General features: G+C 71.3%; 29 protein-coding genes. 16 read left to right on the top strand and 13 right to left on the bottom strand.

Features of this window, described 5'->3' with window-relative positions; all coding sequences use genetic code 11:
* Positions 1-46: 46 nt before the first annotated feature.
* Entirely contained in the window at positions 47-916 is an 870-nt protein-coding gene (gene sucD, locus DVK05_RS14895) for a succinate--CoA ligase subunit alpha (RefSeq protein ID WP_121564602.1), read from the bottom strand.
* Positions 913-2,058 carry an ADP-forming succinate--CoA ligase subunit beta gene (sucC, locus tag DVK05_RS14890; RefSeq protein ID WP_121564600.1) on the bottom strand — a complete coding sequence of 382 codons (1,146 nt, stop codon included), beginning with the start codon at positions 2,056-2,058 and terminating at the stop codon, positions 913-915. The genes sucD and sucC overlap by 4 nt, the downstream gene beginning before the upstream one ends.
* Before the next feature lie 139 nt (positions 2,059-2,197).
* On the opposite strand from sucC, the gene DVK05_RS14885 reads away from it, so the two are divergent.
* Positions 2,198-2,581, top strand: coding sequence for an ACT domain-containing protein (locus tag DVK05_RS14885; protein WP_121564598.1), 384 nt, complete (start codon positions 2,198-2,200; stop codon positions 2,579-2,581).
* Positions 2,582-2,624: 43 nt separating this feature from the next.
* On the opposite strand, the gene DVK05_RS14880 is transcribed toward DVK05_RS14885, so the two are convergent.
* On the bottom strand, positions 2,625-4,034 hold the full coding sequence (locus DVK05_RS14880) for a class II fumarate hydratase (RefSeq protein ID WP_121564596.1): 1,410 nt from the start codon (positions 4,032-4,034) through the stop codon (positions 2,625-2,627).
* Between the two features lie 194 nt (positions 4,035-4,228).
* Between DVK05_RS14880 and DVK05_RS14875 the strand changes: the two genes are divergently transcribed.
* Positions 4,229-4,846, top strand: coding sequence for a hypothetical protein (locus tag DVK05_RS14875; protein WP_233559437.1), 618 nt, complete (start codon positions 4,229-4,231; stop codon positions 4,844-4,846).
* Here the strand turns inward: DVK05_RS14875 and DVK05_RS14870 are convergent.
* The 5 genes from DVK05_RS14870 to DVK05_RS14850 all read right to left on the bottom strand — a co-directional run bounded on the left by DVK05_RS14870 (position 4,840) and on the right by DVK05_RS14850 (position 9,258).
* A complete protein-coding gene (locus DVK05_RS14870) occupies positions 4,840-5,253 on the bottom strand; it encodes an EamA family transporter (RefSeq protein ID WP_121564594.1) in 414 nt (137 codons plus the stop codon). The genes DVK05_RS14875 and DVK05_RS14870 overlap by 7 nt on opposite strands.
* 10 nt (positions 5,254-5,263) lie before the next feature.
* Complete coding sequence (locus tag DVK05_RS14865) at positions 5,264-5,587, bottom strand: BolA family protein (protein ID WP_121564592.1); 324 nt, start codon at positions 5,585-5,587, stop codon at positions 5,264-5,266.
* A 101-nt stretch (positions 5,588-5,688) separates the two neighbouring features.
* Entirely contained in the window at positions 5,689-6,627 is a 939-nt protein-coding gene (locus tag DVK05_RS14860; RefSeq protein WP_121564590.1) for a DUF1028 domain-containing protein, read from the bottom strand.
* Positions 6,628-6,707: 80 nt separating this feature from the next.
* Entirely contained in the window at positions 6,708-7,805 is a 1,098-nt protein-coding gene (locus tag DVK05_RS14855) for a TrmB family transcriptional regulator (protein ID WP_121564588.1), read from the bottom strand.
* Positions 7,806-7,902: 97 nt separating this feature from the next.
* Positions 7,903-9,258 (bottom strand): sulfatase, encoded by a 1,356-nt coding sequence (locus DVK05_RS14850; protein WP_121564586.1) that lies wholly within the window; start codon positions 9,256-9,258, stop codon positions 7,903-7,905.
* 195 nt (positions 9,259-9,453) lie between these two features.
* Between DVK05_RS14850 and DVK05_RS14845 the strand changes: the two genes are divergently transcribed.
* Together DVK05_RS14845 and DVK05_RS14840 are read left to right on the top strand one after the other, a co-directional pair.
* A complete protein-coding gene (locus DVK05_RS14845; RefSeq protein ID WP_121564584.1) occupies positions 9,454-10,707 on the top strand; it encodes an ABC transporter substrate-binding protein in 1,254 nt (417 codons plus the stop codon).
* Between the two features lie 2 nt (positions 10,708-10,709).
* Positions 10,710-11,015, top strand: a complete 306-nt coding sequence (locus DVK05_RS14840) for a hypothetical protein (RefSeq protein ID WP_121564582.1) — start codon at positions 10,710-10,712, stop codon at positions 11,013-11,015.
* A 79-nt stretch (positions 11,016-11,094) separates the two neighbouring features.
* On the opposite strand, the gene mvaD is transcribed toward DVK05_RS14840, so the two are convergent.
* On the bottom strand, positions 11,095-12,093 hold the full coding sequence (mvaD, locus tag DVK05_RS14835) for a phosphomevalonate decarboxylase MvaD (RefSeq protein WP_121564580.1): 999 nt from the start codon (positions 12,091-12,093) through the stop codon (positions 11,095-11,097).
* A gap of 135 nt (positions 12,094-12,228) precedes the next feature.
* Here mvaD and DVK05_RS14830 point away from each other — a divergent pair, with 135 nt between their 5' ends.
* Positions 12,229-12,570, top strand: a complete 342-nt coding sequence (locus tag DVK05_RS14830; protein ID WP_053771363.1) for a 2Fe-2S iron-sulfur cluster-binding protein — start codon at positions 12,229-12,231, stop codon at positions 12,568-12,570.
* A gap of 56 nt (positions 12,571-12,626) precedes the next feature.
* Here DVK05_RS14830 and DVK05_RS14825 read toward each other — a convergent pair whose 3' ends face one another.
* Positions 12,627-12,947, bottom strand: coding sequence for an ASCH domain-containing protein (locus tag DVK05_RS14825; RefSeq protein ID WP_121564578.1), 321 nt, complete (start codon positions 12,945-12,947; stop codon positions 12,627-12,629).
* Between the two features lie 190 nt (positions 12,948-13,137).
* Here DVK05_RS14825 and pyrB point away from each other — a divergent pair, with 190 nt between their 5' ends.
* The 3 genes from pyrB (at position 13,138) to DVK05_RS14810 (ending at position 15,726) form a co-directional block, all read left to right on the top strand.
* The gene (gene pyrB / locus DVK05_RS14820; RefSeq protein ID WP_121564575.1) at positions 13,138-14,085 is read left to right on the top strand and encodes an aspartate carbamoyltransferase; all 948 of its coding nucleotides are present in this window, start codon (positions 13,138-13,140) and stop codon (positions 14,083-14,085) included.
* Entirely contained in the window at positions 14,082-14,540 is a 459-nt protein-coding gene (gene pyrI / locus DVK05_RS14815; protein ID WP_053771366.1) for an aspartate carbamoyltransferase regulatory subunit, read from the top strand. The genes pyrB and pyrI overlap by 4 nt, the downstream gene beginning before the upstream one ends.
* A gap of 325 nt (positions 14,541-14,865) precedes the next feature.
* A complete protein-coding gene (locus DVK05_RS14810; RefSeq protein WP_121564573.1) occupies positions 14,866-15,726 on the top strand; it encodes a hypothetical protein in 861 nt (286 codons plus the stop codon).
* A 199-nt stretch (positions 15,727-15,925) separates the two neighbouring features.
* Here DVK05_RS14810 and DVK05_RS14805 read toward each other — a convergent pair whose 3' ends face one another.
* On the bottom strand, positions 15,926-17,575 hold the full coding sequence (locus tag DVK05_RS14805) for an NADH-quinone oxidoreductase subunit D (RefSeq protein ID WP_121564572.1): 1,650 nt from the start codon (positions 17,573-17,575) through the stop codon (positions 15,926-15,928).
* Between the two features lie 84 nt (positions 17,576-17,659).
* Between DVK05_RS14805 and DVK05_RS14800 the strand changes: the two genes are divergently transcribed.
* Positions 17,660-18,328, top strand: coding sequence for a helix-turn-helix domain-containing protein (locus tag DVK05_RS14800; RefSeq protein ID WP_121564570.1), 669 nt, complete (start codon positions 17,660-17,662; stop codon positions 18,326-18,328).
* A 71-nt stretch (positions 18,329-18,399) separates the two neighbouring features.
* On the opposite strand, the gene DVK05_RS14795 is transcribed toward DVK05_RS14800, so the two are convergent.
* On the bottom strand, positions 18,400-19,143 hold the full coding sequence (locus DVK05_RS14795; RefSeq protein ID WP_121564568.1) for a ThuA domain-containing protein: 744 nt from the start codon (positions 19,141-19,143) through the stop codon (positions 18,400-18,402).
* A gap of 85 nt (positions 19,144-19,228) precedes the next feature.
* Between DVK05_RS14795 and DVK05_RS14790 the strand changes: the two genes are divergently transcribed.
* Positions 19,229-19,444, top strand: coding sequence for a hypothetical protein (locus DVK05_RS14790; protein ID WP_121564566.1), 216 nt, complete (start codon positions 19,229-19,231; stop codon positions 19,442-19,444).
* 15 nt (positions 19,445-19,459) lie between these two features.
* Here DVK05_RS14790 and DVK05_RS14785 read toward each other — a convergent pair whose 3' ends face one another.
* Positions 19,460-19,843 carry a thioredoxin domain-containing protein gene (locus DVK05_RS14785; RefSeq protein ID WP_121564564.1) on the bottom strand — a complete coding sequence of 128 codons (384 nt, stop codon included), beginning with the start codon at positions 19,841-19,843 and terminating at the stop codon, positions 19,460-19,462.
* 130 nt (positions 19,844-19,973) lie between these two features.
* On the opposite strand from DVK05_RS14785, the gene DVK05_RS14780 reads away from it, so the two are divergent.
* The 6 genes from DVK05_RS14780 to DVK05_RS14755 all read left to right on the top strand — a co-directional run bounded on the left by DVK05_RS14780 (position 19,974) and on the right by DVK05_RS14755 (position 25,173).
* The gene (locus tag DVK05_RS14780) at positions 19,974-20,891 is read left to right on the top strand and encodes a PLP-dependent cysteine synthase family protein (RefSeq protein WP_121564562.1); all 918 of its coding nucleotides are present in this window, start codon (positions 19,974-19,976) and stop codon (positions 20,889-20,891) included.
* 41 nt (positions 20,892-20,932) lie between these two features.
* Complete coding sequence (locus DVK05_RS14775; RefSeq protein ID WP_233559434.1) at positions 20,933-21,361, top strand: hypothetical protein; 429 nt, start codon at positions 20,933-20,935, stop codon at positions 21,359-21,361.
* On the top strand, positions 21,361-21,918 hold the full coding sequence (locus tag DVK05_RS14770; protein ID WP_121564560.1) for an MOSC domain-containing protein: 558 nt from the start codon (positions 21,361-21,363) through the stop codon (positions 21,916-21,918). The genes DVK05_RS14775 and DVK05_RS14770 overlap by 1 nt, the downstream gene beginning before the upstream one ends.
* Positions 21,919-22,000: 82 nt before the next feature.
* A complete protein-coding gene (locus DVK05_RS14765) occupies positions 22,001-23,128 on the top strand; it encodes a DUF3179 domain-containing protein (RefSeq protein WP_121564558.1) in 1,128 nt (375 codons plus the stop codon).
* On the top strand, positions 23,118-23,762 hold the full coding sequence (locus DVK05_RS14760; RefSeq protein WP_121564556.1) for a hypothetical protein: 645 nt from the start codon (positions 23,118-23,120) through the stop codon (positions 23,760-23,762). The genes DVK05_RS14765 and DVK05_RS14760 overlap by 11 nt, the downstream gene beginning before the upstream one ends.
* Positions 23,763-23,955: 193 nt before the next feature.
* Entirely contained in the window at positions 23,956-25,173 is a 1,218-nt protein-coding gene (locus DVK05_RS14755) for an MFS transporter (protein WP_121564554.1), read from the top strand.
* Positions 25,174-25,184: the final 11 nt, after the last annotated feature.

The raw sequence follows: 25,184 nt of genomic DNA, 5'->3' as shown, positions 1-25,184 counted from the left end.
CCCGTCTCGAACGGAGAGAAACGAGGGAGAGAGGGTGGAGGCGTCCTTACAGGAAGTCCTCGACGTGGTCGGCGACCTCCTCGGGGGTGTCGCCGACGGGGACGCCCGCGTCGTTGAGCGCGTCGATCTTCGACTGCGCCGTGCCCGTCCCGGAGCCGGAGACGATGGCGCCGGCGTGGCCCATGCGCTTGCCCGGCGGAGCGGTGCGACCGGCGATGAAGCCGGCGACCGGCGTGTCCATGTGCTCGCCGATGAACTTCGCCGCCTGCTCCTCGTCCTCCCCGCCGATCTCGCCGCACATCACGACGGCGTCGGTGTCGGGGTCGGCCTCGAACGCCTCGAGGGCGTCGACGAAGGAGGTGCCGATGATCGGGTCGCCGCCGATGCCGATGGCGGTCGACTGGCCGAGCCCGCGCTCGGTGAGGTTGTCGACGACCTGGTAGGTGAGCGTGCCCGAGCGGGAGACGAGCCCGACGTTGCCCTCGGAGAAGATGTTTCCGGGGAGGATGCCGAGTTTCGCCTCGCCGGGCGTGATGATCCCCGGACAGTTCGGGCCGATGAGGCGGGTGTCGGTCTCGCCGAGGCGCTTGTTCACCTTCGCCATGTCCTGGGTCGGGATGCCCTCGGTGATCGCGACCGCGAGGTCGAGGTCGGTGTCGAGCGACTCGAAGACCGCGTCCGCGGCGAACGCGGGCGGCACGAAGATCACGGAGGCGTCCGCGTCCTCGGCCTCGACGGCCTCGTCCACGGTGTCGTAAACCGGGACGCCGTGGACCTCCTGGCCGCCCTTGCCGGGCACCGCGCCGGCGACGACGTTGGTGCCGTACTCGATCATCTGTCCGGCGTGGAACTTGCCCTCCCCGCCGGTGATCCCCTGGACCACCACTCTGGTGTCGTCGTCGACGAAAATGCTCATTGGGTCACCTCCTCGGCGTTCGCGACAGCGCGCTGGACCGCGTCCTCCAGCGTCTTCTCGACCTCGACGAGGTCGGTGTTCAGAATCTCCATCCCCTCCTCGGCGTTCGTCCCGGCGAGCCGGACGACCACCTTCTTCGGGATCTCGTCGAACTGTTCGAGGGCCTCGTTGATCCCCTTCGCGACCTCGTCGCCGCGGGTGATCCCGCCGAAGATGTTGAACACGACCGCGTCGACGTTGTCGTCGGAGAACACCATGTCGAGCGCGTTCGCGACGCGCTCGGCCTTGGCGCCGCCGCCGATGTCGAGGAAGTTGGCGGGCGCGCCGCCGTAGTAGTCGACCAGGTCGAGTGTCGTCATCACGAGTCCGGCGCCGTTACCGATGATCCCGACGTTTCCGGAGAGGCGGACGTAGTCGAAGCCGTACTCGCCGGCCTTGCGTTCGAGGTCGTCCTCGTAGGACTCCTCGGCCATGTCGGCGAGGTCGGGCTGGCGGAACAGCGCGTCCTCGTCGATGTTCATCACGGCGTCGGCCGCGATCACGTCGCGGTCGCTCGTGATCATGACGGGGTTGACCTCGATCTCGGAGGCGTCGTTCTCCTCGTAGAGCTCGTACAGCGTCGAGAGGATCGACGCCACGTCGAGCGCCACGTCGGCGTCGACGCCGGCCTCGTAGACGACCTTCCGGGCCTGGTAGGGGTGGAGCCCGAACGCGGGGTCGACGTGCTCGCGCGCGATGGCGTCGGGGTTCTCCTCGGCGACCTCCTCGATGTTGACGCCGCCCTCGGTCGACACCATCAGGACCGGCTTGCCCTCGCCGCGGTCCATCGTGACGCCGACGTACAGCTCGTCGACGAAGTCGACGCCCGCCTCGACGAGGACCCGGTCGACCGTGTACCCCTTGAGGTCCATCCCGAGGATCTCGTCGGCGTACTGCTCGGCCTCCTCGCGGTCGGTCGCGATCTTGATCCCGCCGGCCTTGCCGCGGCCGCCCACGTGGACCTGCGCCTTGATCGCGGCCGGGTAGCCGATCTCGTCGACGGCGTCGAGCGCGTCCTCGACGCTCGTCGCGAGCCGGGAGTCCGGAACCGGGATCCCGGCGTCCGCGAAGAGAGACTTCGCTTGATACTCGTGAAGTTTCATCCGTGTGGGATCGGTACCGACACCGGCTTAAATGGTTCCGATTCGGCGCGAACCGCGGCGACCGCGGGACCGAGCGGACCGGTCGCGGCGGGGTCGGCGGACGACGCGCCTTTTTGCCTCGCGGGCGCCTGCGGTCCGCATGGACCCGGCCGAGTTCCTCGACGGCGGCGCGGTCAGCGTGTCGGACGAGACGTACGCGGTCTGCCGGACCGACCGGGGACACCCGGACGCGTTCGCGACGGTCCGCGCGGACGGCGAGACGACGGTCGTCATTGAAGAGGACGATGTCGACGCGGTCGACGCCGCTGCGGTCGAGCCCGGCTGGAGGCGCCTGACCTTCGAGATGGAGCTCCCCTTCGAGCTCGTCGGGTTCCTCGCGGCGGTCGCGACGGCGCTCGCCGAGGTCGACGTCTCGGTGTTCGTCGTCTCGTCGTACGCGACGGACCACGTGTTCGTCGGAGACGAGGACCTGCCGGCCGCCGTGCGGCGGCTGGAGGCCCTGGGCTGCGAAATCGTCGACTGACGGGGAGGAAACGGAGGGGCCTCTCGGGGGACGCTCGACCCGGTCAGTCCTCGTCGCCGAGGATGACGCGGTGGGTCATCGCCTCGGGGTCGAGGACCTCGTCGGCCTCCTCCTCGGTGAGGTAGCCGGCCTCGACGGCGGCCTCGCGGACGCTCTTGCCCTCCTTCAGGGCCGTCTTCGCGACCTTACTGGCCTTGTCGTAGCCGATCGCGGGGTTGAGCGCCGTCGCCAGCGCCATCGACTGCTCGACGCGCTCGCGGGCGAACTCCTCGTTGGCCTCCAGCTTCCCGACGAAGCGCTCGCCGAACGTCTCGGCGACGTTCGAAAGCAGCTCCGCGGATTCGAGGAAGTTGTGCGCGATGACGGGCTTGTAGAGGTTCAAGTCGATCTCGCCGCGCGCGGCGCCCGCGGAGACGGCGGCGTCGTTGCCGACGACCTGCTTGTGAACCTGGTTGACCGACTCGGCGACGACCGGGTTGATCTTCCCGGGCATGATCGAGGAGCCGGGCTGGTTCTCGGGCTGCTCGATCTCGCCCAGGCCGTTCCGCGGCCCGGAGGCGAGGAGCCGGAGGTCGTTGGCCATCTTGTTGAGGCTGCCGGCGATCGTCTTGAGCGCGCCGTGACCCTCCGCCATCGCGTCGTGGGCCGCCTGCGCCTCGAAGTGGTTCGCGGCCTCGCGGAACTCGGTCCCGGTCTCGTCGGAGATGTACTCCGCGGCGAGCTCCGGGAAGTCGGGGTGGGTGTTGAGCCCGGTGCCGACCGCCGTGCCGCCGAGGGCGAGCTCGCGGAGGTTCGACTGGACGCCCTCGGCGCGCTCGATGCCCTTCGCGACCTGCGTGCGGTAGCCGCCGAACTCCTGCCCGAGCCGGATCGGGGTGGCGTCCTGGAGGTGCGTCCGGCCGGTCTTGACGACGCCGTCGAACTCGGCCTCCTTCGACTCCAGCTCGGCGTGGAGCGTCTCCAGCGCCGGAACGAGGTCCTTCTCGACCGCCTCCAGGGCGGCGACGTGCATCGCCGTGGGGATCACGTCGTTCGACGACTGGCCGTAGTTGACGTGGTCGTTGGGGTGGACGACGCGGTCGCCGATCTCCGCGCCCGCGATCTCTGCGGCGCGGTTGGCGATCACCTCGTTGGCGTTCATGTTCGAGGAGGTGCCCGAGCCGGTCTGGAACACGTCGACCGGGAACTGGTCGTCGTGCTCGCCCGCGATCACCTCGTCGGCGGCGGCGACGATCGCCTCCGCGGTGTCGTCCTCGATGAGCCCGAGGTCGCGGTTGGCCTGCGCGGCCGCCTTCTTCACGACGCCGAGCGCGCGGATGAACCGTCGGCTCATGCCGATTCCCGAGACGGGGAAGTTCTCGACGGCGCGCTGGGTCTGTGCGCCCCAGTAGGCGTCCGCCGGCACCTGCATCTCGCCGAGGCTGTCCTCTTCCGTGCGGTAGTCGTCACCCATGCGCCGACCTTCCCGCGAGACGCTGTAAAAGGTACTGGAAGCCGGCAGCGCGCGGTATCGTGCGGGCTGCTACCGAGACAATTGCTACCGAGACACGGTGACGGAGCGAGGCGTTAACCCGAGCGAAAACGGCCGAAAATCGGCGCAAACGCTTCCGGCTTATATGTCGGTCCGTCCGCAACCGCCGGGCGCACATGAGCTCGAACGACTCAGCGATCGGAACGGCGCTCGACCGCGACACGGTCCGGTCGACGAGCAGGCTCCTGATCGGGGCGCTGGCGATAGTCGGCGTCCTCGCGGTCGTCACCCTGCTGCCCGGGGTCGACCGGCTCGTCCCGTTCGCGCCCGTGACGTTCGCCGCGGTCGCGACGGGGGCCGTCTCGCTCGCGGTCGCGGGCATCCTCCTGTACGCGGCGCCGAAGTTCGCGCTGCTGACGCGGCTGGCGCTGGGCGAACCGGAGTCGGAAGGTGACGCCCGGTCCGACCGGATCGTCGAGAACGCGGGCGGCGTCGTCCACTGGCTCGTCGTCTTCGGGGCCGTCCTCGTCGCGTACCGCGGGCTCGCGGGCGTCGCGGTCCCCGTCCTGGACGGCGCCGCGTGGGCGTACGACGCCGCGTTCCTGTTCGTCGCGCTCGTCCCCGTGGTGTTCCTCGTCGCCCGCCTGACGGTCACGGTCGACCCGCTGGCCGAACTGGTCGCCGACCGCGTCGCGGGGGAGGCGGACGCCGACGCCGAGTCGGGCGCGTCGGACGCGGCGTCGACCCCGACGACGGGCGGCGACGACGCGGAGGGCGGCGACGGCGGTCAGTAGGCGATGAGGACGACGGCGAGGACCGCGGCGCCGATGCCGGCGACGTCGCTGAGCGCCAGCGACTCGCCGAGTACGACGACCCCGAGGACCGCCGCGACGACGAAGTACAGCGCGGTGACCGTGGTCGCGATCCCCGCGGCGCCGGCCTGGAGCGCGGCGTAGTACGCGACCGCACCGACGCCGGAGGCGACGCCGGCGAGCGCCGCGATGCCCAGCGCGGTCGGGTCATTCCCCAGGACGGTCGACCCGCGGTAGAGGACGTACAGGGAGGCGACGCCGATCCCGACGGCGTAAGAGACGATCATCGCCGCCTCCGGCGCCATCGACCGCGTGGCGACGTCCGCGAGCACCGCCCAGCACCCCCACGCGACGGCGCCGATGAGGGCGAGGCCGACGACGGCGTTCACGGGTCCGCCCTCACTCGCTCCCGGCCGGGAGCAGCCCGGCCTCGGTGAGCTCGTCGTCGAGGGTCCCGTCGCCGTGTTCCGCGTACGCCTCGGGGGTGTACGTCTTGATCTCCAGGGCGTGGACGGACCGGGTCATGTGGTCGCCGACCGCGTCGTACACCAGCTGGTGCTGGTCGACGAGCGACTCGCCCTCGAAGGCGGGCGAGACGACGACGGCCGCGAAGTGGGCGTCCTCGTCCTCGTCGTCGTGGACCCGGGGCGCGGTCACGCTGGCGACCGCGTCCGGGAGGTGCTCCTCGATGAGGTCCGCGACGTCGTCGGGTGCGATGGTCATGGTCCCGCTCTGACGCGAACGGGCAAAAGTCGACCGGCCCGGTCCGACTACATCTGGGGCGAGAGAACGGCGTCGGGGCGGCGTCGGTCCCGGTCGAGGCGTCAGGCCCGGTCGAGCCTGGAGAGCCCGTGCCAGATGGCGTCCACGAGTCGCGTCTCGGGGTCGCCGCCGTCGTCGGCGGCCGCCCAGCCGCGCGAGACCGCGTCCTCCAGCACCGCGAGCGAGTGGTTCTCGAAGTTGTTCATGCCGCGGAACGACTCCAGGGCCTCGCGGGCGTCGTCGCCGAACTCCGCGCTCGGCTCGCCGTCGTAGAAGCCGAGGTCGGCGAGCGCCGACTGGACCGCGACCGCGGTCTCCCCGGAGAGCTCGCGGGTCTCGTCGGGGGCCTCGCGTTCGAGGAGGGTCACGTCGTATATCTTGAACACGCGCTCCAACTCGTCGATCGGTCGCTCGTGGTCGTCGACGCGCACGTCGACCCAGCGGTCGTTCTTCCCGTCGTAGCCCCCCTCGGGCTTGGCGACGTACAGCGCCGCGGACTGCTCGCCGCGCTTGTCGCCGCCGGCCTCGTTGCCCGCGTGGAGCGCGGCGATGAGCCGCTCCGGGAGGCCGCCGTCGGTCTCCTCGAACGCCTCCGCCATCGCGTCGAGGGTGTCGGCGTTCTCTAAGATGTTCCCCTGGACCGTGTAGTGGTCGCCCTGCCGGTCGCCGGCGTGGTCGTGACACTCGTCGCCGGTGAACGCGGCGGGCTCGTCGTCGGGGTCGACGCCGACGACGCCGACCTGTCGCGAGGGCGCCTCGTCGTCGGCGGCCGTGAGCCGGTCGATCGCTTCGGCCGGAGTGCGGCCCTCGCGGAGGAGGTCGAGCCCGTCGGGGCCGTAGGCGACGTTCGCGAAGCTCTGGGTGGCCACCGCGCCAGCGTCCGCGCTGACGAACGGGACGACGGCGCCGACGCCGACGAACTTCGACTGGACCGCGACGCCGACCGCGTCGGTCTCGGGGTCGCGGGCGGCGATCGAGAAGGTCGAGGGTCGAGGTGACATGCGGGACCGATCGACGGGCGCCGCCAGCATAAATCCGCCCGCCGCGCGGCAGGGTGCGACTGCGGCCGCCCCGATCGACCTCACTCCGCCGGTTCGGCCCCGCTCACCGGCGCGGCCCCGGTCACGCGGATCCGGTCGGCCTCCACGTCCTCGTAGGTCGCGCCCCACCCGCCGACGGTCCAGCGCGTTTCGCCGTCGTCGACGACCATGGAGGCGGTGCCCGTCAGCGCCATCACCGTGGGGGCGCTGTCCGCGTCTCCGTCGGCGTCAGAGAGGTGCTCGGCCTCGACGACCTCGCCGGAGAGGGTCACCGACCGGTCGCCGTCGGTCTCGCGCCCCTCGACCTCGACGTGGAGCGGCTCGTCGCCGCGGATCCGGTCGCGGTTCTCCAGCAGGAACTGCCGAATGTCGGCGTACCGCTTCGGGCCCGCCTCGTCGGCCTCGTACGCCACGGGCGAGGGGAGCCACATGAACAGCAGGGAGTGCCAGAAGAAGACGTAGGTGAACGAGCGGTTGCGGAGGATCAGCCCGTAGTCCTCGACCGCCGCGGGGTTGGGCGCGAACGCCGTGCGCCGGAGGTCGGAGGTGAGGACGAACGGGGCGGGCCGGGAGAGCCGGTGGGCGACGGTCACGGCGCCCTCGTAGTCGCCGTCGTCGAGCGGCTCGTCCCCGTCGCGGGCGAGGATCGTGACGTTGACCGTGACGCCGCGGTCGCGGGCGTCGGAGAGGTCGCCCCGGAGCGCCTCGAACTGGTCGCGGGTGAGCGTCGCGTGGACCTGCGTGTCGGCGTCGCGGACGAACGTGCGGGCCGCCTCCAGCACCGTGTCGAACCGCTTGACGATGCTGACCGTCTGGGTGTCGAGGGTCGGTCGCTCGTAGCGCTCCTCGATCTCCTCGGCCGCCGACTCGAACGCGCTCGCCCGGTCCGTGAGCCCGGCGACGATGGTCTCGGGGTCTGTCGCGCGCGCCTGGAACGTCTCCTGTTCGTACAGCTCCACGTACCCGAGGTCGTCGAGGTCGCGGAGCACGTCGTAGATCCGCGCGTCCGGCACGTCGCTGGCCTGCGCGACCTCGGTCGCGGACGCGGTGCCCAGCTCCAGCAGCGTGACGTACGCGTTCGCCTGATAATAAGAGAGATCGGCGGCCTGGAGCGTCTCCAGGAGTTCCTCGGTGTCCATGACGATCAATTAACTACTTCGGTGTATAAAAATCACCGAGTCCGAGACGCACGGGCCGCGAGGCCCCAGCGCCGACGCCCGACCGGCGGCGAGCCGCTCACGCCACGTCGGGGTACGGGACGGGGCCGTCGAGGAGGGGGTCGTCGGTCGCCTCCATCCACGACTCCAGCTCGTCGCGAAGCCGGTCGAGGGCGTCGGCGTGGTCGGGGTCCGGGTCGCTCGCCTCGGCCGCCGCCTCGAACGGCTTCTTGTCCGACGCGAGGTTCTCCGACTCCGCGGGGTCGGCTTCGAGGTCGTACAGCTCCTCCGTCGGGCGCTGCGGGACGTGGAACTCCTCGTGGACCTCGCGTCCCGAGGCCGTCGGCGCCACGTCCATCGGGACGAACACCCGCGGGAGCACGGAGAAGTTGCGGACGTACTTGTACCGCTCCGTCCGGACGACGCGGATCGGGTTGTACCGGTCGTGCCACGTCATCTCGGCGAAGACGCGGTCCCGGCCGTCGTGCGACTCTCCGCGGAGCAGCGGCGCGAACGACTCGCCGGAGACGTCCGTCGGCGGGTCGACGCCGAGCAGGTCCAGCATCGTCGGCGCGAAGTCGACGTTGGTGACGAGCGCGTCGTGGACCGCGCCGCCCTCGACGACGCCCGGCTGGTGGACGAGGAGCGCGGTCTCGATGCCGGGGTCGTAACAGGTGCCCTTCGCCCGCGGCATCGCGAGCCCGTGGTCCGTCGTGAAGACGAACACCGTCTCCTCGGCCAGCCCGTGGTCGGCGAGCGACTCGCGGTACCGCCCCACCGCGGGATCGAGCACCTCCGAGATCACCGAGCGGAGGTCGGCGACGTCCTCGCGGACGCCGGGCGCGTCCGGGAGGTACGGGAAGTCGTCGAGCGGGACCTCGTCGGGGTCGTACGCGTCGTACGTCTCGTCGGAGAGGTACTCCCGGCGGAAGGGGCGGTGCGGCTCCTCGATGCCGACGGAGACGAAGAAGGGCTCGTCGGCGTCCGCGCGCTCGGCGAGGAAGTCGTCGACGACATCGACGAGCCCGAGGGCGCGCTTGGTCCCGCTGTCGACGTACTCGTAGCCGAGCCGCTCGGGGTCGTCCGGGACCTCGTGCTGGAAGCCGAGCAGCGCCGTCTCGTAGCCCGCCTTTCGGAGGCGCTTCGGCAGCGTCTCCCACTCGTCGCCGAGCGCCCAGCCCATGTGCGCGAGCCCCATGACGCCGTTCTCGTGGGGGTAGTAGCCCGTCATCATGCTGGACCGGCTCGGCGAGCACTGCGGGGCCGAACAGAAGCTGTTCGCCAGCCGCGCGCCGTCGGCCGCGATCCGGTCGATGTTCGGCGTGTCGACGTCGGCCCCGTAGCAGCCGAGGTGTTGCCCCAGGTCGTGACAGTGAACGAGGACGAGATTCAGGCGGTTCGACGCGGCGGAAGCGGGGTCGGCTCCGTCCGTCATATCCCCCACTACCCCGCGATACGCCCATAAATAGCCGTGATCGCGTTCCGGGCCCGTTCAATTTCGGTTAGTAACTATACCGGTAATTAATAAGCAAATTTGAAGTAAGTGGGACCAAAGAATCCGGACGACATGTCCGATGATCGATCCTGTACTACGCGGCGGGACGTACTGAAGACGACCGGCACCGCGTCGGTGCTCGGGAGCGTTGCGCTCGCGGGCTGTTCGGGCGGTGGTGGCGGCGGCGACGGCGGCGACGGCTCCGACGGGTCGGACGGCTCCGACGGGGGCGACGGCGGGAGCGGGAGCGGCCTCGAGATCACGGGCGTCTGGTCGGGCGGCGAGCAGGAGTCGTTCAGCAAGGTGATGAGCTTCGTGGAGGAGGACACCGGGATGAGCATGGAGTACTTCCCGCGCGACACCGACAGCCTGCTCACCGGGACCCTCATGGACTACGAGTCCGGCGTCGCCTCCGCGGACATCGTCGTGATGCCCTCGCCGGCGCGGATCATCTCCGACGCGCAGAACGGCCACCTGGCGCCGGTCGGCGACGCCTGGAACGCGGACGACTTCGCGGTCGACCCCTCGCGGGTCACCGTCGACGGCGACGTGTACGCCGCGCCGTTCAAGATGGACCTCAAGCCGGGCTTCTGGTACCGGAAGTCGTTCTTCGAGGAGCACGGCCTCTCCGAGCCCGAGAGCTGGGACGAGTTCATGACGCTGCTCGACGACATCGCCGCCATCGACGGCGTCGACGCGCCCATCGCCTCCGGGAACGGCACCGGGTGGCCGCTCAGCGACATCACCGAGGGCTTCTTCATGCGGCAGGAGGACGGCGCCTCCCTCCAGCAGGGGCTCATCAGCGGAGACGCCTCCTTCACGGACGACCGGGTCGCGGCGGCGTTCGACGAGATCAAGATGCTCCACGACGAGGGGTACTTCAGTCAGACCCGCGACTTCGGCGTCCAGTACGAGTACTTCTGGGACAACAGCCTCCCGCTGTACTTCATGGGCTCGTTCACGCCGGCGCAGGACGCGGTCGAGGACCCCTCGGACCTCGGCGTGTTCCGGCTGCCCGGCGTCGACGGCATCTCCTCGTCGGTCAACTGGTTCACGGTACCGAAGTACTCGGACAACGTCGACGCCGCGCGCGACGCGCTGAGCTCGTTCGTCTCCGCCGAGGGCCAGCAGGTCTGGGTCGAGGAGGGCGGGTTCATCGCGTCCAACACGCAGGTCCCGGACGACGCCTACGAGATCCAGGTGATGGCGAACCTGCCCGACCTCGCCGACGAGGTGACGGTCGTGCCGGACCTCGACGACGCGCTCGGGAACCCGTTCCAGCAGGAGTTCTGGTCGGTCCTCAAGGGCCTGTGGGCCACGCCCGACACGCCGACCGAAGACATCGTCGGGCCGCTCGACGACGCCCACGAGGAGACCCTTAGCAACTGACGATGGAGTCGCCCTCGACCGCGGACGACCGAGGCGACCGGCGCGGGTCGCTGGCGCGGATGTTCGACCCCGAGGAGCTCCGCCGACGGAACCTCGTCTCGCTCGGCATGGACGTGCTCATCCTCGCGACGACCGGCCTCCTCGCGATCCTGTTCACGATGGGCCTCTGGCCGGCGGTCATCGGCGCGGTCCCGATGGCTGCGCTGCTGTACTTCGGCTGGGCCTCCTCGAAGGCCTTCTTCGTCGCGCAGGCGCTCGCCGTCGCGGTCGCGCTGCTCGGCACCGTGACCGGCGTGCTGCCGTACTGAAGCGCCCCCGCCTCGCGGCCGGCGCGTCTCGACGCGGACTCGGGTCGCCGCCGGGGCGACCGTATTTCTCGACCGTTCGTCAGAAGAGCGCCTCGCTCTCGTCGAGGACGCGCGCCGGGCCGCCGACCTCCCAGACGTCGGTGTCGATCCCGACCTCCGCGATCCGGCTCTCCACCTCGTCGGCGTGGTCCGCGGGCGTGTTGACGTACACCGACGCGCCGGTGTCCGTCGAGAAGTAGACGGGGACGCCCGACTCGCGCAGCTCGCGGACCGCGTTGAACACGGCGATCGTCTCGGGCTGCCAGTACACCCACCCCGCGGGGCCGGTCATCGTCGTGGCCGTCAGCGAGAGCGAGTCGTGCTCGGCGGTCTCGAAGATCCGCTCGAAGGAGCCAGCGCGGAGCGCGTCGGTCATCTCGACGAGCTGGTCCTGGACGTGCGCGGTCCGCGCCTGCATCATGTGGCTCGCGGCGGCCTCGCGGTGCGCCTCCTCCGTCTCCTTGTACGCGGGGACGTGGGCGGCGACGATCCGGAGGTCCTCCTCGGGGTCGAAGCCGTCGTCGCTCACGCCCACGTCGAGCCGGTGCGAGCGGCAGTCCTCGTCGTTGAGCCCGGCGTCGAGCCGCGAGTACGCGCCCGTCACCGAGCGCGCCGCCGAGGAGGAGCCGCGGCGGGCGACCGTCGAGACCTCGGGGAGCGTCATGTCGAGCCCGGCGGCCTCGGTCAGGGCGAGCGCGGCGGCCGCGAACCCGGACGACGAGGAGCCGAAGCCGATGTTCGACGGGAAGGAGTTCTCGCTCTCCAGCCGGACCGCGGCGTCGACCCCGGCCAGGTCGCGGACGTGGTCGACGACCATGTCGATGCGCTCGGCGGCGCGCCCGTCGACCGCCTCGCCGCCGATGACGTAGGTGTCCTCGCTCGCGTCGGGCTGCCACTCGACGGTGGTGGTCGTCGCGGTCGGGGCGGTACAGAGGCTGATGCTGTCGTGGTACGGGAGCCGCAGTTCCTCGTCGCGCATCCCGTGGTACTTGACGAGCCCCTGGATCGGGTGGGCTCGCGCGGTGGCCTTGCCGGTCATACCTCGGGAAGCGTCCGGCGGGGGATTAGTCGTTGCGATGGTCGCGTCGGAGCGTCGCCGCCCGCGTCTTTCGTCCCCGCGACGGCGACGAGATAGAGGGAACCCTTTTTGACGGGGCGGCGGGTACTCGGCGCCATGACCGAGTACACCGTCGAGTTCGTCGGCACCGGCGAGACGATCGAGGTGGCCGACACGGAGACGATCCTCAGCGCGTGCTTCGACGAGGGGATCGCTCAGGAGTACTCCTGCCGCGTCGGGATGTGTCTCGCCTGCTCGGCGGAGATCGTCGAGGGCGAGGTGACCCAGCCCGCGGCCCGCGGCCTCACCGACGAGGAGGCCGAGGAGTACGCGCTCACCTGTATGGCCCGCCCGCAGTCGGACCTGAAGCTCGACCGCGGGAAGTACCCGCCGAGCATCGAGGACGACGCGGCGACCGCCGCGGGAGAGGGCGACGGCGCGGCCGCGGACGACGACTGAGCCGGCTCGGCGGCGCCGGTCGCCGTCCGGTGATCGGTCCGCTACTTGTCGGTCAGCTACTCGTCGACGCGCTCGAAGCGGTGTCGCACCACGTCCGCGTCGTCGTCCCACTCGAAGCTGCCGCCGTGCGCGCGGACCATCCGCTCTTTGTACGCCTCAAGCGAGGGCGACCCCTCGCGCTTCGCGTCTTCGTCGGTCATGTCGCCGAGCGTGCGCTCGGTGACCTCCGTGAGTTCGAACGTCGCGCCGTCGACCTCGAAGGTGTCGCCCTCGTCGCCGTAGCGGTTCCCGCGGTGGAGCTGCGTCACGTCGCCGTCGAGCGCGCTCTGCTTCACGCGGTCGTTCGGCAGCAGGTCGGCCGGGTCGTTCTCGGACATGCGGATCGGTTCGGGCCGCGGCGGCTTATGATCGGCGGCGGTCGGCGCTCGACCCGCTCTCCGGGCCCGTGCGATCGGGGCGGCGTTACGGATATCGAAACGGTCGTCTCGGCGGTGCCCACGTCCGTGAATACCCGCGCTGCGGCCGGAGCCGAGGGATTCAAGATACTGCCGAGTCCCATCTCAGACGATGCGACAGGACCACCTCATCACCGCGACCCAGCTCTCGCGGGATGACATCGAGGCCGTGCTCGACCGGGCCCGAGCGGTCGCCGACGACCCCGCCGCCTACGCGGACCGGCACGCCGGTCGCGTGCTCGCGCTCTGCTTCTTCGAGCCCAGCACGCGGACGCGGATGAGCTTCGACAGCGCGGCGAAGCGCCTCGGGATGAACACCATCGACATGGGCGACGTCGACTCCTCGTCCGTCTCGAAGGGCGAGTCGCTGTCCGACACCGTCCGCGTCATCGAGGGGTACGCGGACGCACTCGTCCTGCGCCACCCCAGCGAGGGCGCCGCGACGCTGGCCGGCGAGCGCGTGGACGTGCCCGTCGTCAACGCCGGCGACGGCGCGGGTCAGCACCCCTCCCAGACGCTGCTCGATCTCCACACGATCCGCGAGGACCACGGGCTCGACGACCTCACCATCGGGATCATGGGCGACCTGAAGTACGGGCGGACGGTCCACTCGCTGGCGGCCGCGCTCACCGAGTTCGACGCCAACCAGCACTTCATCAGCCCCGAGTCGCTGCGGCTCCCGCGGTCGGTCCGGTTCGACCTCCACGAGACTGGCGCGCAGATCCGCGAGCACGAGGACTTAGCGCCCGTCCTCGACGAGCTGGACGTGCTGTACGTCACTCGGATCCAGAAGGAGCGGTTCCCGGACGAGAACGAGTACCACCGCGTCGCCGGCGAGTATCAGATCGACGCCGAGACGCTCGACGCGGCCGACGACGACCTCACCGTCATGCACCCGCTCCCGCGCGTCGACGAGATCGCGCCCGACGTCGACGAGACCGAGCACGCGCGCTACTTCGAGCAGGCGCACAACGGCATTCCCGTGCGGATGGCGCTGCTCGACACCCTCTTAGAGAACGCGAACCATGACGGTGACGAAGGACTGGAGGTGGACCGATGAGCGAGCACGAGCTCCGCGTCTCGAAGATCCGCGACGGCACCGTCATCGACCACGTCGAGGCCGGGCAGGCGCTGAACGTCCTCGCCATCCTCGGCATCGACGGCGCCGAGGGGTTCGGCGTCTCCGTCGGGATGAACGTTCCCTCCGACCGGCTCGGCCGCAAGGACATCGTGAAGGTCGAAGACCGGGAGCTGTCGCAGTCCGAGGTCGACGTCCTCTCGCTCATCGCGCCGGAGGCGACGATCAACATCGTCCGCGACTTCGAGGTGGTCGAGAAGAACCGCGTCACCCGTCCCGACGGCGTGACCGGGGTGCTCTCCTGTCCGAACCGCAACTGTATCACGAACGCCGGCGAACCGGTCGAGACGCGCTTCGACGTGGTCGCCGACGGCGTGCGCTGCGACTACTGCGCGACGATCCTGCGGTCCGACATCGCCGAGCACATCGACGTCTGAGACGCCGACGGGGGGTCGGCGTGCGGCCGTCTCTCACGCGCGCCCTCCGGTAAGTTTTAGCGCCCGCCGCACGAATCGTGTGACATGAGCAAGAAAGCCAAGCTCGTCCTCGTGCTGTCGCTCGTCGCGCTCGCGTACTTCCTCTTCGCCGGCGACAAGCAGCCCGTCGAAGTCGAGTAACGCCGCGGCGCCGCGCCCGCGCCCTCCGCGGACCGCATCGCCCCCGAACCGCACCGCTCGGCGGTCCGCCTCGCGCGTCGGCCGCCTCCCCGGCCGACCGCAGCGAGACCGTCCGTTTTTACCGACCAGCCACGTAGCCGCGGCCATGTACGGGGTCGTCACGCGCAACGCCGACGAGGTCGAGATGGAGCCATTCGACCTCGGGTTCTACGAGGTCAAAGACGTCACGGGCCGGGCGGCCGAGCCGCTGCCGAACGCCGTGAACATGGTGTCGTGTTTCGGCGACAACGCCGCCGCGAGCGAGAACGAGGACCTCGTCCCGGTGGACGAGCGCGGCGAGCCGGCGACCCGCGACCGCGAGTACTTCGACTGGGCGTACATCTGCCCAACGCACCCCGAGTACCGCGAGGGGCTGTTCGAAATAATCGCGGACTGCGCGGACGCGAACGGGGACGTGCGCCTCGACGACGTCGGGTTCCCCCGCGAGGGGTTCTGTCACTGCGACCGCTGCGAGCGCCTGTTCGCCGAGAGCGACCGCGACGACTTCGCCGACTGGCGCGCCGACGTGATCACCGAGTTCGTCGCCGAGGCGGCCGACCTCGTCCCCGGGCGGCTCCTGCTCACGCTGTACCCCGACCCCTACCCCGATCACCTCTACGAGCGCGCCGGCCTCGACCTCGACCGGCTCGCCGACCACGTCGACGAGTTCGTCGTCCCGCTGTACGACACCGAGTACGCGACGACCTACTGGCTGGAGACCATCGCCCGGGGGTTCCGCTCGCGGCTCGGCGGCGACTACGACCTCCACGGCGCGCCGCCGGAGACGCCGTTCTCGCTGGAGCTGTACGCCGTCGAGGTCGACGTCGACGACCTGATCCACGCCGCCGAGGTGGCCGAGACGTACGCGAAGGACGTGTTCTTCGGCTACGACGCGAACAACGCCGCCGCCGCGCTCCGACGGAAGGACGCCGACTCGCGCGACGGCGAGGTCCACCGGCCCGACTGACGGGGCGCGCCGGTCCGTCCGTCGCGGTCACGTAAGCGTGGGTTTAACTGCGCCCGCGGTCGACGGCTACTCGACCGGCCGCCGGCGTGCGACACATCCGGTCGTCTCGCGTTCGCGCGAGGCGGTCGCCTTTCAACGTCCGCGCCGTAGCGGCGGTCGCCCTACACCGCCGAGCCGCCGGCTCGTCGCTCGGACGGCCTCACCGGTCGACCTCGCCCATGATCGTGTCTAAGCTCCCCAGCGACGCGATCAGGTCCGGGATCGATTCGCCCTCGGCCATCTCGGGGAGCGCCTGGAGGTTCGAGAACGACGGGCCGCGGATCTTGAACCGGGCGGGCTCGTCCGTCCCGTCGGCGCGGATGTAGATCCCGAGTTCCCCCTTCGCGGCCTCGACCGCGCGGTAGACCTCCGTGTCGTCGTCCGGGCGGATCGTCCGCGGGACGTTCGCCTGGACGGTCCGTTCGCCCTCGGGCCAGTCTTCGAGCAGGTCGACGCACTGCTCGACGATCTTCGCGGACTCCTCGACCTCTCGCATCCGGACGAGCAGGCGGCTGTAGTTGTCGCAGCCGTCCTCGGTCACCACGTCCCAGTCGAGTTCGTCGTAGTAGCCGTACGGGTCGTCGCGGCGCAGGTCGTAGTCGACGCCCGAGCCCCGGAGGACTGGCCCGGTCGTCCCGTACTCCTTCGCGACCTCGGGCGGGAGCGTCCCGGTGTCGACCGTGCGGAGCTGGAGAATCTCGTTCCGCGTCAGGAGGTCGTGGTACTCCTCGATGCGGCGCGGGAGCCCGTCGAGGTACTCGCGGACGCCCCGGAGGAACTCCTCGCGGGGCTCGGGGAGGTCCCACGCGACGCCGCCGAGCCGGAAGTAGTTGAACATCAGCCGCTGGCCCGTCAGATCTTCGAGGATGTCTTGGACGCGCTCGCGCTCCTGAATGGCGTACATGAACGTCGCCGTGAAGTCGCCGATCACGTCGAGCGCGTACGCCCCCATCGCCAGCATGTGCGAGAGGACGCGACTGAGCTCCGCGGCCATGGTGCGGATCACCAGCGCGTACTCGGGCACCTCGATGTCCGCGAGGTCCTCGGCGACGCGCGCGTAGGCCCACTCGTTGAGCAGGCCGCCGCCGCCCCAGTCCCAGCGGTCCGGGTACGGCATGATCTGGTGGCGGTACGTGCCGGACTGCGCCATCTGTTCCTCACAGCGGTGGATGTAGCCGATGTCCGGCTCCACGCCGACCACGTCCTCGCCGTCCAGCGTCACCTGGAGGTGGAGCACGCCGTGGGTCGCCGGGTGATGCGGCCCGATGTTGAGGAGCATCGTGTCGCTCCCGGCCGCCGTCGAGGAGCCGGGCTCGATCGGCTCGTTCTCGGAGAGCGAGACGATCTGCGGCCGGTCCCTGTCGTAGTCCGCAGAGAGCGGGTGGCCCTGCCACGTCTCCGGCAGGAGGATCCGGCGCAGGTCGGGGTGGTCGTCGTACTCGACGCCGACGAGGTCGTACGCCTCGCGCTCGTGCCAGTCCGCCGTGCGGAACACCGGCGCCGCCGACTCCGAGACCGGCTCGTCGCCGTCGGCGGGGACCACGACGCTGAGCTCCCGCGTGGGGTCGTCGTACGACCGCAGGTGGTAGACCGACTCGTAGCGGCCCTCGTACTCCTGTGCCGTGACGCAGGCGAGGTGGTCGTACCCCGCCTCGGACCGCAGCGCGGAGAGGGCCTCCTGAACGTCGTCGGGCCGGATCCTCGCGGCGGGGGCGTTCAGGTGCTCCTCTCGCGCCGTAACCAGTTCGCGGATCGGCCCGAACGGGTCGTCCGTCCCGTCCTCGCCGTCGCGCAGCAGCTCAGTCGACATACCCGAAGTGAGGCGGGCGCGCGACCCGAGGCTTCTGCCGGCTCCATGCGGGTATTTATAAGATCGGCGGGGGCAGTGTCCCGCGTGAAGTACCTGCGCCTCGAACTCCGGTACCCGCCGGCCCTCATCCATCCGATACACCGGCTGGTCGACGAGTCGGACGCCGTCGAGCGGGACGTGCTCCTCCACGGCAGCCTCTTCGACGAGACGGCCGACACGTTCCTGTTCTACGTCGAGGGCGACATCGACGTGTACGCCGACGCGCTGCGGTCCGTCGACCGCATCCGGGAGTTCGAGATCACCCGGATCGACGAGGCGGGCTACTACGTCTTCCTCACGCAGCGACGCGACGCGGTCGACGAGGCGATGTTCGGGTCGCTCCGGCGGACCGGCGTCGTCGTCGTCCCGCCGATCGACTTCCGTCCGGACGGGGTCGCGAGGCTGACCGTCCTCGGGGACCAAGAGCCGCTTCGGGACGCGCTCGCCGGCCTCCCGGACCAGATCGACAGCGAGGTGCTCCGGATCGGGGAGTACGACTGGCGACAGCACCTCTTCGACCCGGAGCTGACGGACCGGCAGTTCGACGCGCTCGCGGCCGCCGTCGAGTGCGGCTACTACGAGTCACCGCGCGCGGCGTCCGTCGAGGACGTGGCCGACCGGATCGACGCCGCCCCGAGCACCGCGTCCGAGCACCTCCGGAAGGCCGAATCGGCGATGATGAAGTCGTTCATCGACCTCCGCGACGTGGCCTGACCGGCGGCGACGGCGAGGCGAGCGAGAGAGGGCGGGCGGGCGGACCCGAGTCGCGCCCGGTCGGCGCCGACTCAGTGGACGGTCCGATCGTCGCTCGTGTCGATCGATTCGACCGGGTCGGCGTTGCCGAACTCGGGCGCGGGGCCGTCGCCCGGCGCCGCCCACTCCACCGCGTTCCGAAGGACCTGCCGAACGTCCTCGTCGTGGTATATCGGGTACGTCTCGTGGCCGGGCCGGAAGTAGAACACCTTCCCGCTCCCGCGGCGGTAACAGCAGCCGGACCGGAACACTTCGCCGCCCTCGAACCAGGAGGTGAACACGAGCGTGTCGGGCGCAGGCACGTCGAACCGCTCGCCGTACATCTCGGTCTCCGCCAGTTCGACGTATTCGCCGATCCCCTCCGCGATGGGATGGCCCGGTTCGATCGTCCACAGGCGCTCGCGCTCGGCGGCCTCGCGCCACTTCAGCGAGCAACTGGTGCCCATCAGCCGCTTGAATATCTTCGAGTAGTGCGCGGAGTGGAGCGCGATCAGGCCCGTGCCGTCGAGGACGCGCTCGTGGACGCGGTCGACGACCGCGTCGCGCACCTCGTCGTGCGCGGCGTGGCCCCACCAGACGAGCACGTCGGTGTCGTCCAAGGCGGCCTCGGTGAGCCCGTGGTCCGGGCCCTCGTCAAGCGTCGCGGTGCGGACCTCGTGACCACCCTCGCGGAGCGCGTCCGCGACGACGGCGTGGATCCCGTCGGGGTACACCTCGGCGACGACGTCGCTCTCGCGCTCGTGTCGGTACTCGTTCCAGACCGTGACGCGTGCCATACGCCGGGTGGACGGCGGACCGACTTGAGCGATCGGCCTCGGCGGGGACCCGAAGGCACTTGTTTTCCGTCCGACAGAACGGGATATGGTCGGTCCCCGACAGTTGTACCGACGCGCCGACGAGTGGGCGCGCGGTCTCTCCAGGCTCCGCTACGCGCTCCTCACCGGCGCGTTCGCGACGGCGTCGGTCCTCGCGGTCGGCGTCCTCTTCGGCACCTCCATGACATTTCAGGCGGTCACGATGGGCGTCACCATGGCCGCGCTCTACTACGCGTTCGACATGAACGCGAGAGCCGACTGAACGACGGGAAACGGGTCAGGCGGTCGCTTCGACGTCCGCGAGCCGCTCGGCCAGGAACTCCGCGATGGAGACCTCCGCCTCCTCGACGAACCGCGCGAGCTCCTCGCCCCCGGGCGACTCGACGACGACGGTCGGGATCAGCTCGATCCCGTACTCCTCGACCAGTTCGCCCTCCTTGCCGTTCGGTCCCTTCGTCACCGGGAACGCCTCGATGCGGTCGTCCGGGACCCCGGCGGCCGCGAGCGCGGCGCCGAACTCCGGGAGCTGGCGCTGGCAGTCGCCGCACCAGTCGCCGCCCCACACCTTGAACACGTACTCCTCGGCCGCGAGCGCGTCGAGAACGGCGTCGTCGAACGCGTCCGCGTCGACGTCGGCGGGCGCGAGCGTTTCGAGTGTCATTGCCCGGGCGTACGTCGCGGAGGCACGTAAACGGCGCGTCGGTGGCAAGACGAGCCCTCGGCGGTTCGCGGCCGACAGCGATTGCCGCAGTCCGCGGGGCCTTTGGGTCGCGACCGCCTCGGTCCGGGTAATGGACGACGACATCCTGTCGACGCTCGGCTCGCCGCTGGTGCGGGTCGACGCGCCAGCGGGAACGACCGTGGCGGCGAAAGTCGAGTCCCGGAACCCGGGCGGCTCGGCGAAGGACCGCCCCGCGCTGTACATGATCGAGGCCGCCGAGTCGGCCGGCGAGATCGAGCCGGGCGACCGCATCGTCGAGCCCACCTCGGGCAACACCGGCATCGGGCTGGCGATGGCCGGCGCGGCGCGCGGCTACGACGTCACGCTCGTGATCCCGGAGGGGAAGTCGATCGAGCGCCGGCGGCTGATGAAGGCGTACGGCGCGACCGTCGAGCTCGTCGACGGCGACATCTCGGCCGCGAAGGAGCGCGCCGACGAGCTCGAATCGGAGCCGAACACCGTTCAGCTGCGGCAGTTCGAGAACCCCGCTAACCCCCGCGCGCACTACGAGACGACGGGGCCGGAGGTTCTCGATCAGGTGGGGGATCGCACCGTCGACGCCCTCGTCGCCGGGGTCGGCACCGGCGGCACCCTCTCCGGGATCGGCCGCCGACTGCGGGAGGCGTTCCCGGACGTGCGCATCGACGCCGTCGAGCCCGCGGACAACGCCGTGCTCTCGGGCGACCCGCCGGGCGACGACCGCTTCCAGGGGATGGGTCCGGGGTTCGTCGCGCCGAACCTCGACGTCGACCTGATCGACGAGGTACACACGGTCGAGCTCGCGGACGCGGAGGCCGAGTGTCGCCGGCTCGCCCGCGAGGAGGGGATCTTGGTTGGCCAGTCGTCCGGGGCCTCCAACCTCGCCGCGAAGGACGTCGCGGCCGAGCTCCGCGAGCGCGGCGCGTACGCCGGCGAGGAGCCGCTCGTCGTCACCGTCTTCTGGGACAGCGGCGAGCGCTACCTGACCGCGGGCACCTTCGACGAGTGACCGACCCCGGTGTTGATTAGCGTCCGGCCCGCAGATCGCCCGTGAACCCCCGCACCGAACCGAACGAGTCGTCCGAGGGCGGTCCGGTCGACCGCGATCCGGTCGACGGCGACTCGTCGAGCCCGTTCGGCGCCTCGGACCGCCGGTTCGACGGGCCCTGGCTGGCCGCGCTCGCGGCGACCGTCGCGGCGTGGACGCTGCTGTACGCGCTCGACTGGGCGTTCCTGACGCCCGAGACGCCGCTCGGTGCGACCGTCGACTTCGCGCACGGCTACCTCCTCGCGCCGCTGGCGACCGCGACGCTGCTGCTCGACTCGCTCTCGCTCGCGGAGCGTCGCGTCGTCGACCTCGGCGTCTTCAAGTGGATCTACGCGCTCGTCGCCCTGCCAGCGCCGCCGATCGCGGCCGTCTACTACGCGCACCGCGAGTGGCTGAAGCCCGCCGACGCGGACCTCCTCGGAGGGCCGTGATGCCGGCAGACGAGGCCGCCGCGGACGGCCCCGGCAGCGTCGCGTCGCTCGTCACCGCGCCGGAGGGCGGCGCGCCCCCCGTCCGCCGCGACGCCGTCGAGATCCGCCCGGACGGCGTCGAGGGCGACCGCTACCGCGGCGGCGACGGCCACTTCCAGCTCGACGCCTGCGCGGTCACCCTCGTCGCCGCGTCGGCGCTCGCCGCGGTCCGAGAGGCGACCGGCGTCGACCTCTGTGACGGCCGCCACCGCCGGAACGTCGTCGTCGACGGGGTCGATCCCGGGATGGACTCGTTCCTCGACGCGACCGTCGCCGTCGGCGACGCGCTCCTGCGGCCGACGCGGCGTCGGCCCCCGTGCGCGCACTTGGAGGAGGTCGCCGGCGAGGAAGGGATCGCGGCGGCGCTCCGGAACCGCGGCGGGCTCTGCTGTGAGGTGGTCGACCCCGGCCGCGTCGCCGTCGGCGACGCGGTTCGGATCCGCGAGGCGGACCCGCGGACCGCCGGCGCGGCCATCGCGGAGCGGCTGCGGGAGGGCTCGCCGGGCGAACACGAGTGAGGTTCGTGTCGGCTCGCGCGGCTGTGCGTGCGAAACACACCCACGCTTCGGATTTTACTCGTTCGCCCCCCGAGCGGTCGGTATGAACCGGACTCGTCGGTCGATGCTCGCCGGATTCGCGTCGGCCGGCGCCCTCGGTCTCGCCGGCTGCGTCGGCGGCGGCAGTGGAGGCGGCCCCGGCGGCGAGGGCTCTGACGGCGACGCGGCGAGCGACGGCGGCGGCCCGCCGCCGACCGTCGAGGCGGAGTACCACGTCGCCTACGAGGCGGACGCGCTAGTGTCGCGGTCCCTCGACGGCGGCGTGGGCAAGGACGGGATCCCCTCCGTCGACGACCCGTCTTTCCGCCCGATCGGTGAGGTGAACTTCGCGCGGGGCACGCCGGTGTTCGGCGTCGTCCGCGGCGGTGCGGCGAAAGCGTACCCCCGCCACCTGCTCGCGCATCACGAGATCGTCAACGACGTGGTCGGCGGCGAACCGGTCGCGGTCACGTACTGTCCGCTGACCGGGACGGCGCAGGGGTTCCGCCGGGGCGACACGACCTTCGGCGTCTCCGGGCGCCTCGTCAACTCGAACCTGATCATGTACGACCGGGGGACCGACAGCTGGTGGCCGCAGATGCTCGCCACGGGGATCGACGGCCCGCTGGCCGGGGAGACGCTCGACGAGTTCCGGGTCACGTGGACGGCGGCCGAGGCGTGGGCCGACCGCCACCCGGACTCGCTCGTCATGACCGACGAGACCGGGTACGTCCGCCGGTACGAGAGCGACCCCTACGGGACGTACGCCCCGCTCGGCGGCTACTACGCCCAGGAGCGGACCGCGTTCCCGCCGCTCGCGTCGCCGGAGGAGGGGCACCCGAAGTCGGTCGTCATCGGGGCGCGGACGGCGGCGGGCGCCGTCGCGTTCGACAAGGCGACGCTGCTCGCGGAGCGCACGCTGACGGGGAGGGTCGGCAGGAGCGACGCGCGCGTCGTCGCCGTCGCCGACCCGGGCCTCGCGACCGGCCACGTCTACCGCAACCCCGAGGGGCTCGCGGTCGAGCCGGACGGCGACGGGTACCGCGTCGGCGGCGAGGGCGGCGGGTTCGCCGCGGCCGACCTCCCGTTAGAGGAGGTCCTCGCGTTCGACGCCATGTGGTTCGCGTGGGCCGGGTTCTACCCCGACACCGCGTTCGTCGGCGAGCACACGGGGGCGGGAGATGGCCGCTGAGGCTTCCGCGTCGGCCGAGTCGCAGGGCGCGCGGGTCGCCGGACTGCTGCGCCGGACCGGGTTCGCGGTCCGCGCGGCGCTCGGTCGACGCGACGGCCGGGCGACGGCGCTGGCCGCGGCGGGCGGGTACCTCCTCGCGTACCTCGTCGGACTCGGCCACCTCGGGTTGCGCGAGGGAGCGGTCGCGGGCGACGCCGGGCGACCGATCCCGGCGGTCGACCTCGTTGTCGCGGGCGACCCGCTGGCGCTCGCGACGCGGCGGGTCGCGCCGTTCCAGTACGAGCCCGTGGCGCTGCTGTCCGCCGGCCCGGTCGAGTACCTCTTCTCGCCGGTCAACGCGGGCCTCGGCGCGGCGCTGGCCGCGCTCGTGGGAGTCACGCTCGCGGTCTCGGTCGTCGCCTGGCGGGGGCCCGCGGCCTGTCGGATCGGCGCCGGCGCGGGGGCGGTCGCGGGAGTCCCCGGGCTGCTCTCCGGGTTCGCCTGCTGCGGCCCGACGCTCCTGCTCGTGATCGGGGTCCAGGCCTCCGCCGGGCTGCTCGCCGCGCTGCGGTGGTTCCTCCCGGTCTCGGTGGCCGGGCTCTGCGCCACGCTGCTGTGGGTCGGCAGCCGAGTCGACCCGGCCGCCGTCGAGTGAGGCGACTCCGCCCGACTGCGGTTGAGTGAGGCGATTCCGCCCGACCGCGGTTGAGTGGGGCGACCCCGCCCGACCGTCGGCGGTCGCCGCCGTCGACGCGGGACGGCGGTCGAGGCCGTGGGCCCGCCGTCGCGTTCGCTGGAACCGAAAGCGTTGACGCGGCCCGGGCCGACCACCCGAGCGTGACTGTCGGATGAACTGGCGGTACCGCCACTCGGTGCTGACGCTGTGTATGCTCGCGTTCTTCGTGACGTACTTCGCCAGGCTGGCGATCAGCCCGGTCGTGCCCCTGATCATCGACGACTTCGGGGTGTCGAACACCGCGGTGGGGGTCGCGCTCTCCGGCATGTGGTTCGCCTACGGGCTCTCGCAGTTCCCGAGCGGCATCCTCGCAGACCGGTACGGCGAGCGCCGCGTGATCCTCGTCGCCGTCGGCGGGACGACCGCGACGAGCCTCCTGCTCGCCGTCGTGCCGGTCTTTCCCGCGTTCGTGCTGGCCGCGGTCCTACTCGGACTCGCGGCGGGGCTCCACTACGCGGTGGCGACCACGCTGCTCTCGCGGACGTTCGACGACCTCGGGACCGCGGTCGGGATCCACTCGCTCGGCGGGCCGCTCGCGGGGCTGGTCGCGCCGGTGGCCGCGACGTGGGTGGGGTTCCGCTACGGCTGGCGGCCCGGCGTCGCGCTGGCCGCGCTCGTCGGCGTCCCCATCTTCGTCCTGTTCGCGCGCCGCGTGCGCCCGACCGAGCCGCGGCGCCCGGACCAGCCGATGGCCGAGCGGCTCCGGCTCGCGCCGCTGCTCGAACTGGTCGGGCGCCGCGAGGTCCTCGTCCCGCTCGCGGTGGCGACGCTCGGCACGTACGTCGCGCAGGGCGTCATCTCGTTCCTCCCGACGTTCCTCGTCGAGCTCCGGGGGTACTCTCCCGCCTTCGCCGCCGGCGTCTTCTCGGCGTTCTTCGTCGTCCGCGCCGGCGCGCAGGTCGGGCTCGGGCGGCTCTCCGACCGGCTGGGCCGCGACGCGAGCATCGCCGCGGCCCTCCTCGGCGGGACGCTCGGCCTCGGCGCGCTGGTCGCGCTCCCCGACCTCCTGCGGCTCCCGACCGCGGTCGGGCTCCCGGCGCTCCCCGCGGTCGCGGGGCTCGGCGTCGCCGTCTTCCTCGCCGGCCTCGGGTCGAGCTTCTTCTCGGCCATCGACCCGCGGTTCATGGACGCGCTCGGCGACGCGGAGCGCGGCGCCGGGTTCGGCCTGATCCGGACCGTCTACACCGTCATCGGCTCGGCCGGCTCCGTCGGCGTCGGGCTCGTCGCAGACCTGCTCGGCTGGGCCGCGTCGTTCGCCGTCATCGCCGGCATGTCCGGGCTCGCGTTCCTCGTCATCTCCGCGAACGCGATCGTCGGCGGGGGGCGGTGAAACGGCCGGGC

This window comes from Halorubrum sp. Atlit-8R, assembly GCF_003666025.1.
GTDB classification, from domain to species: domain Archaea; phylum Halobacteriota; class Halobacteria; order Halobacteriales; family Haloferacaceae; genus Halorubrum; species Halorubrum salinarum.
The sequence above is the reverse complement of the archived record's forward strand: the minus strand, read 5'-3'. Positions and strand labels throughout refer to the sequence as shown.

What these genes read in the sequence shown, in the direction of transcription:
- DVK05_RS14840 (WP_121564582.1), top strand. Translation starts at nt 10,710, where the DNA reads ATGGAGTCGCCCTCGACCGCGGACGACCGAGGCGACCGGCGCGGGTCG.
- DVK05_RS14875 (WP_233559437.1), top strand. Translation starts at nt 4,229, where the DNA reads ATGAGCTCGAACGACTCAGCGATCGGAACGGCGCTCGACCGCGACACG.
- DVK05_RS14865 (WP_121564592.1), bottom strand. Translation starts at nt 5,587, where the DNA reads ATGACCATCGCACCCGACGACGTCGCGGACCTCATCGAGGAGCACCTC.
- DVK05_RS14790 (WP_121564566.1), top strand. Translation starts at nt 19,229, where the DNA reads ATGGTCGGTCCCCGACAGTTGTACCGACGCGCCGACGAGTGGGCGCGC.
- mvaD (WP_121564580.1), bottom strand. Translation starts at nt 12,093, where the DNA reads ATGACCGGCAAGGCCACCGCGCGAGCCCACCCGATCCAGGGGCTCGTC.
- sucD (WP_121564602.1), bottom strand. Translation starts at nt 916, where the DNA reads ATGAGCATTTTCGTCGACGACGACACCAGAGTGGTGGTCCAGGGGATC.
- DVK05_RS14805 (WP_121564572.1), bottom strand. Translation starts at nt 17,575, where the DNA reads ATGTCGACTGAGCTGCTGCGCGACGGCGAGGACGGGACGGACGACCCG.
- DVK05_RS14755 (WP_121564554.1), top strand. Translation starts at nt 23,956, where the DNA reads ATGAACTGGCGGTACCGCCACTCGGTGCTGACGCTGTGTATGCTCGCG.
- sucC (WP_121564600.1), bottom strand. Translation starts at nt 2,058, where the DNA reads ATGAAACTTCACGAGTATCAAGCGAAGTCTCTCTTCGCGGACGCCGGG.
- DVK05_RS14825 (WP_121564578.1), bottom strand. Translation starts at nt 12,947, where the DNA reads ATGTCCGAGAACGACCCGGCCGACCTGCTGCCGAACGACCGCGTGAAG.
- DVK05_RS14760 (WP_121564556.1), top strand. Translation starts at nt 23,118, where the DNA reads ATGGCCGCTGAGGCTTCCGCGTCGGCCGAGTCGCAGGGCGCGCGGGTC.
- DVK05_RS14885 (WP_121564598.1), top strand. Translation starts at nt 2,198, where the DNA reads ATGGACCCGGCCGAGTTCCTCGACGGCGGCGCGGTCAGCGTGTCGGAC.
- pyrB (WP_121564575.1), top strand. Translation starts at nt 13,138, where the DNA reads ATGCGACAGGACCACCTCATCACCGCGACCCAGCTCTCGCGGGATGAC.
- DVK05_RS14850 (WP_121564586.1), bottom strand. Translation starts at nt 9,258, where the DNA reads ATGACGGACGGAGCCGACCCCGCTTCCGCCGCGTCGAACCGCCTGAAT.
- DVK05_RS14810 (WP_121564573.1), top strand. Translation starts at nt 14,866, where the DNA reads ATGTACGGGGTCGTCACGCGCAACGCCGACGAGGTCGAGATGGAGCCA.
- DVK05_RS14780 (WP_121564562.1), top strand. Translation starts at nt 19,974, where the DNA reads ATGGACGACGACATCCTGTCGACGCTCGGCTCGCCGCTGGTGCGGGTC.
- DVK05_RS14765 (WP_121564558.1), top strand. Translation starts at nt 22,001, where the DNA reads ATGAACCGGACTCGTCGGTCGATGCTCGCCGGATTCGCGTCGGCCGGC.
- DVK05_RS14785 (WP_121564564.1), bottom strand. Translation starts at nt 19,843, where the DNA reads ATGACACTCGAAACGCTCGCGCCCGCCGACGTCGACGCGGACGCGTTC.
- DVK05_RS14770 (WP_121564560.1), top strand. Translation starts at nt 21,361, where the DNA reads ATGCCGGCAGACGAGGCCGCCGCGGACGGCCCCGGCAGCGTCGCGTCG.
- pyrI (WP_053771366.1), top strand. Translation starts at nt 14,082, where the DNA reads ATGAGCGAGCACGAGCTCCGCGTCTCGAAGATCCGCGACGGCACCGTC.
- DVK05_RS14880 (WP_121564596.1), bottom strand. Translation starts at nt 4,034, where the DNA reads ATGGGTGACGACTACCGCACGGAAGAGGACAGCCTCGGCGAGATGCAG.
- DVK05_RS14860 (WP_121564590.1), bottom strand. Translation starts at nt 6,627, where the DNA reads ATGTCACCTCGACCCTCGACCTTCTCGATCGCCGCCCGCGACCCCGAG.
- DVK05_RS14830 (WP_053771363.1), top strand. Translation starts at nt 12,229, where the DNA reads ATGACCGAGTACACCGTCGAGTTCGTCGGCACCGGCGAGACGATCGAG.
- DVK05_RS14855 (WP_121564588.1), bottom strand. Translation starts at nt 7,805, where the DNA reads ATGGACACCGAGGAACTCCTGGAGACGCTCCAGGCCGCCGATCTCTCT.
- DVK05_RS14795 (WP_121564568.1), bottom strand. Translation starts at nt 19,143, where the DNA reads ATGGCACGCGTCACGGTCTGGAACGAGTACCGACACGAGCGCGAGAGC.